Origin of the sequence: Streptomyces sp. NBC_00259, assembly GCF_036181745.1 — a bacterium.
In the GTDB taxonomy this organism is placed as follows: domain Bacteria; phylum Actinomycetota; class Actinomycetes; order Streptomycetales; family Streptomycetaceae; genus Streptomyces; species Streptomyces pratisoli.
This window is the reverse complement of the sequence record NZ_CP108080.1, coordinates 2843053-2857494: the sequence shown is the minus strand read 5'-3', so window position 1 is coordinate 2857494 and position 14442 is coordinate 2843053. Positions and strand designations below refer to the sequence as shown.

12 protein-coding genes and 1 tRNA gene are annotated in these 14442 nt (G+C 69.6%); 10 read left to right on the top strand and 3 right to left on the bottom strand.

Going from position 1 to position 14442, the window contains the following annotated elements; all coding sequences use genetic code 11:
* The first annotated feature begins 27 nt into the window (after positions 1-27).
* The 9 genes from OG766_RS12745 (at position 28) to OG766_RS12705 (ending at position 8146) form a co-directional block, all read left to right on the top strand.
* Positions 28-741: a phosphonatase-like hydrolase gene (locus tag OG766_RS12745; protein ID WP_266373889.1), complete on the top strand. Its 714-nt coding sequence runs from the start codon at positions 28-30 to the stop codon at positions 739-741.
* A complete protein-coding gene (locus tag OG766_RS12740; protein WP_266373890.1) occupies positions 738-1799 on the top strand; it encodes an ABC transporter ATP-binding protein in 1062 nt (353 codons plus the stop codon). The genes OG766_RS12745 and OG766_RS12740 overlap by 4 nt, the downstream gene beginning before the upstream one ends.
* Positions 1792-2682 carry a 2-aminoethylphosphonate ABC transporter permease subunit gene (locus tag OG766_RS12735; protein ID WP_266373891.1) on the top strand — a complete coding sequence of 297 codons (891 nt, stop codon included), beginning with the start codon at positions 1792-1794 and terminating at the stop codon, positions 2680-2682. Before OG766_RS12740 ends, OG766_RS12735 begins: the two co-directional genes overlap by 8 nt.
* Complete coding sequence (locus OG766_RS12730; protein WP_328725354.1) at positions 2669-3466, top strand: ABC transporter permease; 798 nt, start codon at positions 2669-2671, stop codon at positions 3464-3466. The genes OG766_RS12735 and OG766_RS12730 overlap by 14 nt, the downstream gene beginning before the upstream one ends.
* Positions 3467-3535: 69 nt before the next feature.
* Positions 3536-4597 (top strand): 2-aminoethylphosphonate ABC transporter substrate-binding protein, encoded by a 1062-nt coding sequence (locus OG766_RS12725; protein ID WP_266373893.1) that lies wholly within the window; start codon positions 3536-3538, stop codon positions 4595-4597.
* A 110-nt stretch (positions 4598-4707) separates the two neighbouring features.
* Positions 4708-5487 (top strand): HAD-IIA family hydrolase, encoded by a 780-nt coding sequence (locus OG766_RS12720; RefSeq protein WP_266373894.1) that lies wholly within the window; start codon positions 4708-4710, stop codon positions 5485-5487.
* Positions 5488-5568: 81 nt separating this feature from the next.
* Positions 5569-6336 (top strand): hypothetical protein, encoded by a 768-nt coding sequence (locus tag OG766_RS12715; protein ID WP_328725353.1) that lies wholly within the window; start codon positions 5569-5571, stop codon positions 6334-6336.
* 4 nt (positions 6337-6340) lie between these two features.
* The gene (locus tag OG766_RS12710; RefSeq protein WP_266373897.1) at positions 6341-7009 is read left to right on the top strand and encodes a class F sortase; all 669 of its coding nucleotides are present in this window, start codon (positions 6341-6343) and stop codon (positions 7007-7009) included.
* Positions 7010-7144: 135 nt separating this feature from the next.
* Positions 7145-8146 (top strand): glycoside hydrolase family 6 protein, encoded by a 1002-nt coding sequence (locus OG766_RS12705; protein ID WP_266373898.1) that lies wholly within the window; start codon positions 7145-7147, stop codon positions 8144-8146.
* Between the two features lie 120 nt (positions 8147-8266).
* Here OG766_RS12705 and OG766_RS12700 read toward each other — a convergent pair whose 3' ends face one another.
* The 3 genes from OG766_RS12700 to OG766_RS12690 form a co-directional block, all read right to left on the bottom strand.
* Positions 8267-10219, bottom strand: coding sequence for a kelch motif-containing protein (locus OG766_RS12700; RefSeq protein ID WP_266373899.1), 1953 nt, complete (start codon positions 10217-10219; stop codon positions 8267-8269).
* On the bottom strand, positions 10216-12159 hold the full coding sequence (locus OG766_RS12695) for a glycosyltransferase family 2 protein (RefSeq protein WP_328725352.1): 1944 nt from the start codon (positions 12157-12159) through the stop codon (positions 10216-10218). Before OG766_RS12695 ends, OG766_RS12700 begins: the two co-directional genes overlap by 4 nt.
* A gap of 406 nt (positions 12160-12565) precedes the next feature.
* A tRNA-Lys gene (locus tag OG766_RS12690) sits at positions 12566-12639 on the bottom strand.
* 163 nt (positions 12640-12802) lie between these two features.
* Between OG766_RS12690 and OG766_RS12685 the strand changes: the two genes are divergently transcribed.
* A complete protein-coding gene (locus OG766_RS12685; RefSeq protein WP_328725351.1) occupies positions 12803-14425 on the top strand; it encodes a peptidoglycan-binding protein in 1623 nt (540 codons plus the stop codon).
* Positions 14426-14442 lie beyond the last annotated feature (17 nt).

Here is a 14442-nt window from a genome sequence, read left to right as displayed (position 1 = left end):
CACATGAACATGAACGCAGGCACGGACATGAACGCAGACACGACCACGCACCTGAGCGACCTCAACCTCGTCGTCCTCGACATGGCCGGCACCACCGTCGCCGACGGCGGCCTCGTCGAGCAGGCCTTCGCCGCGGCCGCCGAACGCATCGGTGCCGCACCGGAGTCGATGCCCGGCATGCTCGACCACGTCCGCGCCACCATGGGCGAGTCCAAGATCACCGTCTTCCGTCACCTCTTCGGCGACGAGGCCCGGGCCCAGGCGGCCAACAAGGCCTTCGAGGTGGCGTACGGCGAACTCGTCGACGGCGGCCGCATCGCCGAGATCCCCGGCGCCCGCTCCGCCGTCGAGACCCTGCGCGAGCAGGGCAGGACCGTCGTCCTCACCACCGGCTTCGCCCGTGTCACCCAGGACGCGATCCTCGACGCGCTCGGCTGGCAGGGCCTGGCGGACCTCACCCTCTGCCCCGCCGACGCGGGAGGCCGTGGCCGTCCCTACCCGGACATGGTGCTCGCCGCGTTCCTGCGCACCGGCGCGGTGGACGGCGTGCGGCAGATCGTGGTCGCGGGCGACACCTCGTACGACATGGTCAGCGGCGCCCGTGCCGGAGCGGGCGTCGTGGCGGGCGTGCGGACCGGCGCGCACGACGAGCCGCAGCTGACGGCGAACGGTGCCACGCACGTCCTCGGTTCCGTCGCGGAACTGCCCGCGCTGCTGGCGCAGCTGGAGGACGACGCATGACCAGCGGCATCCGCTTCGACCGCGTGTCCGTCGCCTACGGAGGCACCACCGTCCTCGACACGCTCGACCTGACCGTCGAGCCCGGCGAGGTCATGGCCCTGCTCGGCCCCTCAGGCTCGGGCAAGACGACCGCACTGCGCGCGGTCGCCGGATTCGTACGACCCGTCTCCGGGCGGGTGTTCATCGGCGACCGGGACGTCACCGATCTGCCGCCGCACCGGCGCGGCATCGGCATGGTCGTGCAGCAGTACGCCCTCTTCCCGCATCTGCGGGTCGAGGACAACGTCGCCTTCGGGCTGAAGGCCCAGAAGGCCCCCAAGGCCCAGATACCCGGGCGGGTCGCCGAGGCGCTGGAGATGACCGGCATGGCGGCGTACGCCAAGCGCTATCCGCGGGAGCTCTCGGGCGGGCAGCAGCAGCGCGTCGCGATCGCGCGGGCGCTCGCGATCCGGCCGAAGGTGCTGCTCCTCGACGAACCGCTGTCCGCGCTGGACGCGCAGCTGCGGTCGGGCATGCTCGCCGAACTGGCGCGGCTGCACCGTGAGTTGCCCGACGTGTCCATCCTGTACGTCACACACGACCAGGTCGAGGCGCTGACGCTCGCCGACCGGATCGCGGTCATGGACAAGGCGCGGCTGCAGGACTGCGGCACACCGCAGGACCTGTACCGGCGGCCGCGCACGGAGTTCACGGCGTCGTTCGTCGGGAACGCGAATCTGCTGCCGGTGACGGTCGCGGCGGCGGGGCCGGACGTGGTCACCTTCGCCGGGCAGGACCTGAAGGTCGCGTCCGGCGAAGCCCTCCCGGGTGCGACGGCCACGCTGTGCGTGCGGCCGCACCTCGTCGGGCTCGGCGAGGGCCCGAACGCGCTGCGCGGGCAGGTCGCCGAGGTGCAGTGGCGCGGTGCCACGCACCGGCTGTACGTGGACGTCGACGGGCACCGGGTCAAGGCGGACCTGCGCGAACTGCGGCTGCCTCCGGCCCTGGGCGAGGAAGTCACGGTGCACTTCGCGCCCGAGGACGCGGTGCTGCTGGCCGCGGGGGTGACCGATGGCTAGCCCCGGTGGACGTCTCGCGGAACCGCAGGCGGTGCCGCACGCGGTGCCGGCTGCGCCGCCCGGGCGTTCCGCCCCGGCGGCACGGAAGGCCACGACGGTGCTGTGGGTGCTCCCGCCCGTCGCCGTCCTCGCCCTCGTCTTCCTCTACCCCCTCGCCCTCGTCGTCCAGGAATCCCTCGCCCCCGGCGCCTACGCCGACGTCTTCGCGTCCGAGGCCTTCCGGGAGGCGCTGGGCACCACCGTGTGGCTGGCCGTCGGGTCGACCGTCGGATGTCTGGTCCTCGGGTTCACGCTCGCGCTGATCATCGCGTTCGTGCCGTTCCCCGGCGGCAAGGCGGTGGCCAAGTTCATCGACGTCTTCCTCTCCTTCCCGTCCTTCCTCATCACGCTCGCGCTGCTGTTCATCTACGGCACCGTGGGCATGGCCAACGGTCTGTGGACGGACGTCACGGGAGCGCCGAGCGGACCGTTCCACTTCCTGACCACGCCCTGGGGCGTGCTCCTCGCGGAGATCACGTACTTCACACCGTTCGTGATGCGGCCCCTGCTCGCCGCGTTCTCGCAGCTCGACACGGCGCAGCTGGAGGTCGCCTCGTCCCTCGGCGCGCGGCCCGCGCGCATCGTCCGGCAGGTGATCCTCCCCGAGGCGCTCCCCGCGCTCGCCGCCGGCGGCAGCCTCGTCCTCGTCATGTGCCTCAACGAGTTCGGCATCGTGCTCTTCACCGGCGCCAAGGGCGTCACGACGCTCCCGATGCTCGTGTACAGCAAGGCGATCCTCGAGTCCGACTACGCGGCCGCCTGTGTCGTCGCCGTCGTCAACGTCGCGATCTCCGTGGGTCTTTACGGCCTCTACCGGGTGGTGAGCAAGCGTGCTGGTGCATAGCCGTACGGGCAAGTGGGCCACCTGGGTCCTCTTCTTCGCCCTCTTCGTCCCCCTCTTCGCGCTGCCGCTCCTGGTCATCGTCGCCGCGTCGCTCTCGACCAACTGGTCCGGGGCGTTCCCGTCCGGCCCGACCACCGAGCACTACGCCTCCGCCGTCCGTGGCGAGTCGCTGCAGGCGCTCACCACCAGCCTGATCACGGCGGTCAGCGCCAGCCTGCTGGCGCTCGTCGTCGGCACCTGGGCCGCACTCGCCGCGGCGGCCCTGAAGAAGCGCGGCCGGCGGATCCTCGACGCGCTGTTCATGCTGCCGGTCGCCGTACCGTCCGTGGTCGTCGGCCTCGCCGTCCTCGTCGCCTTCTCCCAGCCGCCGCTGCTCCTCAACGGCACACGCTGGATCGTGATCCTCGCGCACACCGTTCTTGTGACGGCGTTCGCCTACCAGTCGGTCTCGGCGGCCATCCTGCGTCTCGACCCGATGTACGAGCAGGCGGCGGCCAGTCTCGGCGCCCGCCCCTCGTACGTCCTGTGGCGGGTGAAGCTGCCGCTCCTGCTGCCGTCGCTGAACGCGGCCGCGGGGCTCTGCTTCGCCCTGTCCATGGGCGAGTTGAGCGCCACGATGATGCTCTACCCGCCGGACTGGATGCCGCTGCCGGTGCTGATCTTCACCGCCACCGACCGTGGCTCCCTCTTCACCGGTTCCGCCGTCGCCGTGGTCCTCATGGCCACGACGCTGCTCGTCCTGCTCGCCGTCTCCCGTATCCGCACCAGGGCCTCGTTCCGCTAGGCCCCGGGGCCCGTTCCACCACTCCCCGCACACCCTCACAGACAGTCCCGACAGGAGTTGTCCCACGCCATGCGCCGCAACGTCATCACGGTCACCGCCGCCGTCACCGGCAGCCTCGCCCTCGCCGCCACCCTCACCGCCTGCTCAGGCTCCTCCGCCGCCTCCGACGAGAAGGTCGTCACCGTCTACAGCGCCGACGGCCTCAAGGGCGAGAACGGCGACGGCTGGTACGACCAGGTCTTCAAGGACTTCGAGAAGGAGACCGGCATCAAGGTCAAGTACGTCGAGGGCGGCTCCGGCGAGATGGTGCAGCGCGCCGCCCGCGAGAAGAGCAACACCCAGGCCGACGTGCTCGTCACCCTTCCCCCGTTCATCCAGCAGGCCGACTCCAAGGGGCTGCTCCAGGCGTACGAGCCGGCCGGCGCGGACAAGGTCAACGGCGCCGACAAGTCCGGCGACGGCAAGTGGACGTCCGTCGTGAACAACTACTTCGGCTTCATCTACAACAAGAAGGAGCTGGCCCAGGCCCCGAAGACCTGGGAGGAGCTCCTGGACGGCAGGTTCAAGGACAAGCTCCAGTACTCGACCCCGGGCGTCGCCGGCGACGGAACCGCCGTCGTCATCAAGGCCATGCACGACTTCGGCGGCGAGGAGCCGGCGATGGAGTACCTGAAGAAGCTCCAGGCCAACAACGTCGGCCCGTCCTCCTCCACCTCCAAGCTCGCCCCCAAGGTGGACAAGGGCGAGATCCTCGTCGCCAACGGTGACGTCCAGATGAACTTCGCCCAGTCCAAGTCCATGCCGAACCTCGGCATCTGGTTCCCGGCGAAGGCGGGCGGCAAGCCCACGACGTTCGCGCTCCCGTACGCCGCCGGCCTCGTCAACGATGCCCCGCACACCGAGAACGGCAAGAAGCTCCTCGACTACATGCTGGGCGAGAAGGCTCAGAAGCAGGTCAGCGAGATCGGCGGCGGCTTCGCGGCACGCTCCGACATCAAGGCGACCGACGCCAACGCCATCGAGCTGACCAAGATCCTGGCAGGCGTTCAGGTGTTCGAGCCGAACTGGAAGGACATCGACACGAACCTCCAGAAGTACGTCGATTCCTGGAAGTCCGCCACCGGTAGCTGACCGGTGATCGACGGGGTCACTATCCCGTCCACCTGATTACGCTGGGGGCGTCGGCACATCGTCGTGGCGGCGCCCCACCAGCACGTCCGCACACAGCAGGAGTCCGCTTCATGGCCGAGCGTAAGCCGATCGAATCCTGGCTCACCGACATGGACGGTGTTCTCATCCATGAAGGCGTCCCGATCCCGGGCGCCGACTCCTTCATCAAGAAGCTCCGCGAGACCGGGAAGCCCTTCCTGGTCCTCACGAACAATTCCATCTACACCCCGCGTGACCTGCACGCCCGGCTCGCCCGAATGGGTCTGGACGTGCCGGTCGAGAACATCTGGACGTCCGCGCTGGCCACCGCCAAGTTCCTGGACGACCAGCGTCCCGGCGGCACGGCGTACGTCATCGGCGAAGCCGGTCTGACCACCGCGCTGCACGACATCGGGTACGTCCTCACCGACCACGACCCCGACTACGTCGTCCTCGGCGAGACCCGTACGTACAGCTTCGAGGCCCTGACGAAGGCGATCCGGCTGATCAACGGCGGGGCGCGCTTCATCGGCACCAACCCGGACGAGACCGGCCCGTCGGCCGAGGGCCCGCTGCCGGCCACCGGATCCGTCGCCGCGCTGATCACGAAGGCCACGGGGAAGGACCCGTACTTCGTGGGCAAGCCGAATCCGCTGATGATGCGGGCCGGGCTGAACGCGATAGGGGCCCACTCGGAGTCCAGCGCGATGATCGGCGACCGGATGGACACCGACGTGCTGGCCGGCCTGGAGGCCGGCATGGAGACGTTCCTGGTGCTGACCGGCCTGACCACGCCCGCCGACATCGACCGCTACCCGTTCCGGCCGTCGAACGTGGCCGATTCGATCGCGGACCTCGTCGACCGGATCTGAGGCGGTACTGACCCGTCTGGGTCTGCTGGAGATGCGGAAACGGGCGGAACGCGTGAATCTTCTGATACCAGGAGGTTCACAATGCGTTCAGTTTCGATTGCTCTCCGTGTGGTGGGGGCGGCCGCCGGCTTCCTGATTCTGGCGCCCGCCACCGGGACCGCGCACGCAGACGAAGGCGAGCAGCTCAGAGTCACGGTCCTCCACCCCGCCGCCGCCCAGCCCGACGGGAAACAGGGCGAGGAGGAGCAGCAGAACCAGAGACAGGACCGCGAGGACCCGAACAGCAAGAAGGATCCCAAGCAGGATCAGGGCTCCGGCGAAGGCAAGAAGGACCCGAAGCAGGATCAGGGGTCCGGGGAAGGCAAGAAGGACCCGAAGCAGGATCAGGGCTCCGGGGAAGGCAAGAAGGACCCGAAGCAGGATCAGGGGTCCGGGGAAGGCAAGAAGGACCCGAAGCAGGATCAGGGCTCCGGGGAAGGCAAGAAGGATCCCAAGCAGGACCAAGGGTCTGGCGAAGGCAAGAAGGACCGCGAGAGCCAGGGCGGGGACCGCGAGGGGCAGGGCGGGGACGACGAGGACGAGGGTGACGACGAGGGCGGGGGCGAGGACGAGTCCTCGCTCGACGATCTCCAGGACCCCGACCCCGCGCAGACTCCGGTCGCTCCGGTACGGGCCGGGGGCGGCGGCGCCGCCACCGAGCCGGCCGCGCAGGCCGCCAAGTCCGCCGACACCCAGGGCCCCGGGACCCCGCACACGGTGATCGGGCTGATCCTCGCCGGAGTCGCGGCCGTGGCCGTCGCCTTCCGCAGCGCCCGCCGCCGGCGCATCGGCTCCTCGGACCGGGACTGAACGCGTGTCCTCCGGTGAACGCGCGCCGGGCAACGGCCGGCTGCTCACGGGGCTGGCCTGGGCCATCCTGCTGCTGGCGCTGTGGCTCTGGGGCCGGGACGCCACCGACGGCCCCGGTGGGGCCTCCGCCCCCACGACCGGCGATGTGGCCGCGGTGGGCCGCCCGCTCGGTGTGCCGCTGCCGCCCGCCCGCGATCCGCTGACACCCGTGGGGCCGAGCAGGGTGGACATCCCGTCGATCGGCGTTTCGGCCCCGGTCGTCGCGCGCGGGCTCGACACGACGGGCGCGGTCGAGCCGCCGCCGTACGAACTGCCGAACACCGTCGGCTGGTTCGGCACCGGTACCCGGCCCGGCGCCAGGGGCGCCGCGCTCTTCGTCGGCCATGTCGACACCACGACCAAGCCGGCGGTCTTCTACAACCTCAGCGCGGCCCGCCCCGGCGAGAAGATCCGGGTGACCCGCACGGACGGTTCGGTCGCCGTCTTCACCATCGACGACGTCCAGGTCTTCAGCAGGGAGAGGTTCGACGCCCAGAAGGTCTACGGGGTGCGCGAGCCGGGCCGCGCGGAACTCCGGCTGATCACCTGCGGCGGCACCTACGACAAGAAGACCAGCTCGTACACGGCGAACGTCGTGGTGTCGGCGTATCTGACGGAGGCCCGGGGCGTCTGACCGAGGCCCGGGGCCGCATGACCTCGTGGCCGGGCCGGGCCGTGTGCCAGGATGGATTCGACCGGGCTTGTCCGGGGTGCGGGCACCCTGGGGGGACGGCCCCGGCACCATGCACCATGCACCAAGGGGGAGTGGATGTACGGCAGTCAGGTCGGGCGTGCCCGCTGGACGGCGGTCGCGGTGGGGGCCGCGCTGCTCGCGGCGGGCTGTTCCTCCTCCGACGGTGACGGGGCGAAGCCGGCTGCCCAGCAGCCCAAGGCGACGGATCCGTACTGGGTCAACCCCGAGGGGAACGCGGCGAAGCAGGTGGCCTCGTACCTCGACGACGGCGACGACAAGAACGCCGAACTGATCAGGAAGATCGCGGCACAGCCGGTGGGCGAGTGGATCGGCCCCGACAACCCCGAGGACGAGGCGAAGGGCTACACGGAGGCGGCCGCGAAGGCCGACCGCGACGCCCTGCTGGTCCTCTACAACATCCCGCACCGCGACTGCGGACAGTTCTCCAAGGGGGGCGCCGCGGACGGTGACGCGTACCGCGCGTGGGTCGACAAGGTCGCCAAGGGCATCGGCGACCGCCGGGCCACGGTCGTCCTGGAACCGGACGCCGTGCTGCACCTCGTGGACGGCTGCACCCCGGCCGAGTACCACGAGGAGCGGTTCGACCTGCTGAAGGGCGCCATCGAGCGGCTCAAGCAGCAGCCCGCGACGAAGGTCTACCTGGACGCGGGCAACGCCGGCTGGGCCGACCCGGACTCCCTGCCCGAGCCGCTGGCGCGGGCGGGCATCGGCAAGGCCGACGGCTTCGCGGTGAACGTCTCCAACTTCCAGACCACCGGGGCCAGTAAGGACTACGGCCACAAGCTCTCCGCGAAGGTCGGCGGCAAGCACTTCGTGATCGACACCAGCCGCAACGGCAACGGGCCGTACACGGAAGGCGATCCGAAGGAGAACTGGTGCAACCCGCCGGGCCGCGCGCTCGGCGACGTGCCGACGACGAAGACCGGCGATCCGCTCGTCGACGCCTATCTGTGGGTGAAGCGGCCGGGCGAGTCGGACGGCGACTGCAAGGGCGGCCCGAAGGCGGGCGACTGGTACCCGCGGTACGCGCTGGAGCTGGCCCGCAACACGAAGTAGGAGTCCGCCCACGGGAGTCCGTCCACGGGAGTCCGCCCCCGTGCCACCGCTTCTCGAACTGCCGGAGGGGCCCTCAAGGAGCCCCTCCGGCGAATCCGGACCCAGCCGGGGAGAGGACCCCTACGGGACCTCCACCCACACACCCTCCGACGGCGTGCCGTCGGCGTCCGTCACGAACAGCATGTACCAGCCGGACGGCACCAGGGACCGGTTCTTCGGCACCGTGACCTCGAAGCCGTCCGCCGTCTTCGTCATCTCCAGCGCGATCGTGCGCTGGTCCACGTCGGTCACATGCGTGACGGCGCTCGGCCGCATCAGCTTCGCCGACGTCAGCTTCGCCGCCTGCGGGCTCCGATACGTTCCCGATCCGCCGCGCTCGATCTTCTTCGGCCCGCCGGTGACCGTCGGCCGCTCGTCCCGGTACAGATACGGCGGCGTGTAGATCTCGATGCGCTGCTCGAAGACGCCCGGCTTGGTGTTGGCGTCGTCGGCGAACAGCGAGTCCGAGCCGAAGATCATCACACGGCCGTCGGGCAGCAGGACCGACCCGGAGTGGTAGTTGCGGCCCACCCGCGGATCGGCCACCCGCTTGTACGTTCCCGACTTCGTGTCGTACGTGCGCGCCTCGAGGACGTTGGAACCGCCGCGCCCGCGGTAGTCCTCCGAGCCGCCGGTGACCAGCACGCTGTCGTCCGGCAGCAGCGAGGCGCTCGGATAGCGCGTGCCCTTGTCCAGCGAAGCGCCGTCCTTGAAGCGGGGGTTCGGTTCCTTGAGGTCGACCAGCCGGGACTTCTCGCTGGACTTCTCGGACTCGCCGACCCCGCCGCCGCCGATGACCATGAACCGCTGGTCCTGGGCGGGCGGCAGCATGACCGTCGCGGACGTCTCCATCCGGTCCGGGTCGCTCAGTCCGGGGATCTTCTCGAACTTGTTGGTGTCCAGATCCCAGACGCCCGGGTCACGGCCGACGTCGGCCGGTCCGTATCCCGCGTTCGAACCCGAGTAGAAGAGCTTCCCGTTGTCCATCAGGAAGATCGCGGGGTAGGTCGGGAAGCGCCGCTCGATCCCCGTGTACTCCCACTTCTTCGTCTTCGGGTCGTAGATCTCGTCCTTGCCCGGGACGATCTGGCCGATCTCGTCGAGGCCGGAGAGCGAGAGGACCTTGCCGTCCTCGAGGGTGGTGAGCGTCGGGTACCAGCGGGCCTCGTTCATCGGGTCGACGGTGATGTACTTTTCCGCCACCGGGTCGAACTCGTAGGCCTCCTTGATGCCCTGGAAGTCCTTCTTGTCGAGGGCGAGCTTCTGCGCGATGCCGTAGACGTTGCGGTTGTCCGAGCCCTTGAGGCCGTGCACCCGGTAGTTGTCCTCGGTGCCGGTCTCGTACGACTTGCCCGACTCCTCGGCCTCGACGTAGATGCGGCCGAGCCCCGCCTCCGTGCGCAGGAAGCGGCCGGTCTGCTTGTCGAAGACCTTCTTGGCCTTCTCGACGAGCACCGGGTCCTTCGAGACGAAGGTCTTGCCGTTCTTCTTGCCGGTGAACTTGGTGCCCGCGGGCAGCGTGATCGGCTTGTCCGGGTCCTCGTTGTGGACGATCATCAGGCCGCCGGCCTTGGTGACGTCGCCCCCGAGCTTCTCGTACCGCTTGGTGCCGCCCGCGACCAGCAGCTTCCCGTCGGGAAGCTGGGTGTGCCCGGCGCAGAACATGTCCTTGGGCGTCGGTATGAGCTTGAACCCGTTGGTCTTCGGGTCCCAGAGCACCGACTCGAACTTCTTCGCGTCGAAGTTCTTCTGGTTGTTTCCCGAGCCCGCGATCAGCAGCACCTTGCCGGTGTGCAGCAACGCCGCGTGGATCGTGTTGATCCTGAACTCGGAGGGGACCTCGAGGTAGTCCCAGTGGCCGTTCTCCGCCTTGTACTCAGGCCGGTTGATCTTGTACTCGTGGTACTGCTCCGAGCCGTACCGGTACAGGGCCGGCCCGTTGAACCCGGCGATCACCGCCACGACCGCCACGCCGATCAGGATCCGCCGGGCCCGGTTCTTGCGGTGGTTCGGCCGGACGGGAAGTGCACTCATTTCTTACGTCCCCCAAGGGCGATCTGCATGGTCTGGTCCGCGGGGGCCCACTCGGGCTGCTGCTGCGGGTCATGGGCGGCCGGCGACGCGGGCTCGGAGCCCCTGCCGCGCGACGGCTTCGCACGGCGCCGGCTCCTGCGCTTCTTCTTCTCCTCGCGGATGGAGTACCGCCAGGCGAAGATGGGCGCCGCGGTGATCAGCAGGGCCAGGCCGGCCCAGGTGATCATCGCGGGGTGGTCGTGCCCGAAGTAGAACGAGGACGCGAGCGAGCCGCCGAAGATCAGGATGAAGAACAGGTGGATGCGGAAGGTGCCGAAGAGGGTGTCCGGGCTGGAGGAGTCGCCCTTGGGGGTCACCACGAAGCTGCTCTTGCGGCGCAGTGCGGCGTCCATCAGGGAACGGGCGTAGATCGGCGCGGAGAGCGCGGACATCACCATGCCGGCGAGGCCGCCGGAGCCCTCGGGCTCGTGCGGCGAGACGTTGTGGCGGCGGTTCCAGATGTAGAGGCCGATCTGCAGCGCCGAGGCGTTGCCGTACAGCATCATCCAGATCGCCGGGTCGATCTGCACACCCGAGGCGCCCATGCCGAGGAACAGGGCGCAGCTGAGCGCCGCCAGGATCCAGTTCATGGCGGACATCGGATAGAAGATGATCATCATCGTGTAGTTGAAGAGCTTGCCGGGCGGCAGTGTCCCGTAGCCCCTCCAGTACTGCTTGAGGATCGTCTCGTAGGTGCCTCGTGACCAGCGCAGCTGCTGGGTGAAGAAGTCGGTCCAGGCGGTCGGGCCCTCGCCGACGGCCAGCACGTCCGGGGTGTAGACCGAGCGCCACTTGTTGCCGGTCTCGGGGTTGCGGGCGCGGTGCATCTCGAAGCCCGTCGCCATGTCCTCGGTGATCGAGTCGTACAGCCCGCCGATCTGCTTGAGCGCCCTGATGCGGACGGCGTTGGACGTGCCGACGAACATGGGGGAGCCGTAGCGGTTGCCCGCGCGCTGGATCAGGGCGTGGAAGAGGAACTGCTGGGACTCGGCGGCCTTGGTGACGAAGGTGTCGTAGTTGCCGTAGACCTGCGGACCGATGACGAAGCCGACGTCCGGGTCGCGGAAGTACCCGAGCATCCGCTCCAGGTAGTTGGGCATCGGCACGTGGTCGGTGTCGACGGACGCGAAGAAGTCGTAGTCCCCGCCGTGCGCCTCGAGCCAGGCGTTGTAGTTGCCGTGCTTGGTCTTGGCCCGGTGGGCGCCCTTGGGCTGGTTCCACTTCGCGACGCCCTTGCGGGAGAAGTGGTGGACCCCGAGCCGTGCGCAGACCTCCTTGACGGCCGGGTCGTCGCCCTCGTCGAGCAGCCAGACGTGCATCAGCCCGCGGTGGCGGATCCGCACCGCCGCCTCGAGGGTCTTCGTCACCATCTCCAGGGGCTCCTTGCCCGGCACGAAGGAGGTGAGGAAGGCGACGCGCGTGCCGGTCTCCGGCACGACCGGGACGGGGTCACGGGCGACGAGTGTCGCGTGCGCGTTCGACAGGACGTTCATCGTGCGGAAGAGCTCGATCAGGCCGATCGAGACGAGCATGACGATGTCGAGCCACAGAAGCAGGTCGTTCTTGAGGTTCGGGTCGCGCTCGGTCCAGTGCTGCGGCTGCATCAGCCAGGCGAACAGGCCCAGCGAGACCAGCGGCGCGGCTCCGAGGAGCAGCGCGGCCCGGACACGGTGCGGCTCCTGCGACAGCAGCGAGCGGTACTGCACCTTGTACGGTTTCGAAGGGTCGGGCTGGGTCAGGGGACCGGCCAGCCTGCTGTAGTGCTCGTAGTCGTACCGCGGCAGCGCCTTCTTGGGGCGCAACCGGTGGCTTCCCGTCCTGAGCTGCGGGGGAACCCGGAGCTGTGTGGTACGGGAAGGGTCGTTGTCCTGCTGCCGGGCGCCATGTGGCGTCGACGTCATGAGTCATCCCCCCGCATGCCTGATGGCTGCGTGATTGTGCGCGGTCGGTGTGGTCCGGACCGGGGCTCCCCTTGGCCGACCGTCCCGGACTCATCAATGGCAGGCCACCGTCCCCGTAGACATAAAACGATGGTCTTCCGGTTGCATGATGCCCGTCGAGGCACCGGTTCGTGAACGGGACCCCCATCCCGTGGTCGATGCAACCGACGCATCCTCTCCTTCTGCCCCCAAATGCGGGAGAAAGATGCTTCATTGGAGCCATTGACGCCATTGAGGGTCATTGGTCCCAGCACAGGTTCCATGACCCCGACCGCCGAGCGCAAGGGTCCACATCTCGGCCGGGATCCCCGGTGTCGGCCGATGACGACGAAAGCCCCTCACCGATGGTGAGGGGCTTCCGTTTGCGTGCGCCGCCAGGGACTCGAACCCCGGACCCGCTGATTAAGAGTCAGCTGCTCTAACCAACTGAGCTAGCGGCGCCTGCTGACCCGGAGAACTTTACCCGACCTCCGAGGCTGCTCCGGACCATCCCCTTGCGGGTTCCTTGCGGCTTCCGGCCTGTCGGATGGTCGTTTTTTCGCTTTGCTCCGTCAAAATGCGATTTGTCATGACGGATGAGAGTGGTGGATCTGGAGGGGAACAGATGACCGTTCCCGTGTTCGAGGAGTACGAGCCCGCCGCCGACTGCGCCTGCCCCGGGTGCGCCCAGCAGCGGCGCCGGCTGGCCCGTGCCCTGCCGGTGCGGGCCGGGGGACACCCGGCCGCGCACGGCGCCCGCCGTGCCGTCGTACTGGTCACCGCGGCGGGAGCGGTCCTGAGCGGCGGGGGAGCGGACGCGCTCGCCCTTCCCGGGGACGCACGCTCCCCGGCCGCGGACCCGGAGCCGGCGGCGTCGGCGACGGTCCCCAAGTCGGCGCTCCCCGGCGGGGCGGCGGGGCCGACGGCGGTGGGGGCGACGGCCGCGCGGACACCGGCGGCGGCCGCGGGCACCGCCCGGGTGGACCGCGCCCGGCCGGGTGGACCTGCGGAACCCGGGCCGGGGCGGGCGGGCGAGCGGCGGCGCGAGGCGAAGCCGGGCTCCGTACCGAAGCCGGAGCCCGTACCGGAGCCCGTGACGGAACCCGAACCGGAGACCCCGCAGGGCGGACAGGGGCCACTCCATGGCAGCCCGATTCCCGGACCGGCGGGTACGGCCGGCCTGCGCAAGATGAGCCGGGCCGACATCATGAACCGCGCCAAGCGCTGGGTGAACGCCAAGGTGCCGTACTCCATGAGCAGGTACTGGGTGGACGGCTACCGGCAGGACTGTTCGGGCTATGTCTCGATGGCGTGGAACCTCCCGGGCAACGAATGGACGGGGAGTCTGGCCCAGTTCGGGGTGCCGATCGAGCGCAAGAACCTGCAGCCCGGCGACATCCTGCTGTTCCACAACCCGAGCAATCCGTCCAAGGGATCCCACGTCACGCTCTTCGGCGGCTGGTCGGACAGCGCGCACACCAAGTACGTCGCTTACGAGCAGGCGAAGCCGAACGCCCGGAAGCAGGTGACGCCTATGGCGTACTGGACCAACTCCAACAGCTATGTGGCCTACCGCTACAAGGCACTCAAGGGCATCACCGCCGCGGACGCCGCGGCCACCGCGGCCGACGCGCAGACCCTCGGTGCGCAGATCGCGGGCGCGACCGCGACCGCGTTCCCGGGCACGGGCGTCTTCGGGCCCGGCAGGGACAACAAGTACGTCACCCAGCTCGGGAGGTTGCTCGTGGAGCGGGGCTTCGGCAAGCACTACACGGCCGGTCCGGGATCGCGCTGGGACGAGTCGGACCGGCGGGCGACGCAGGCGTTCCAGCGCGCCCAGGGCTGGACGGGCGTGGAGGCGGACGGCCTGCCCGGCCCGTACACCTGGCGCCGCCTCCTGAACGACGTGGGCCAGAAGAACCTGCGCGCGGGGGCGGCCGGACGGGCCGCCCCCGCACCGACCGTGTCCGGACTCGCGGCGTCCGCACATGCCGTATCCGTACCGGGCTACCCCGGGCGCGGGCACTTCCGTCCCGGGCAGTCGAACAGCCATGTGGAGAAGCTCCGTCGGCAGCTGGTGAAGCGGGGCTTCGGCAAGCACTACCCGTCCGACCCCGCCGCCCCCGGTCCCCGCTGGAGCGAGGCGGACCGCCGCAGTGTCGAGGCGTTCCAGCGCGCCCAGGGCTGGCGCGGCGGTGCGGCGGACGGCTACCCCGGCCCCGAGACCTGGCGGCGGCTCTTCTCATGACCCACCAACCCGATGTG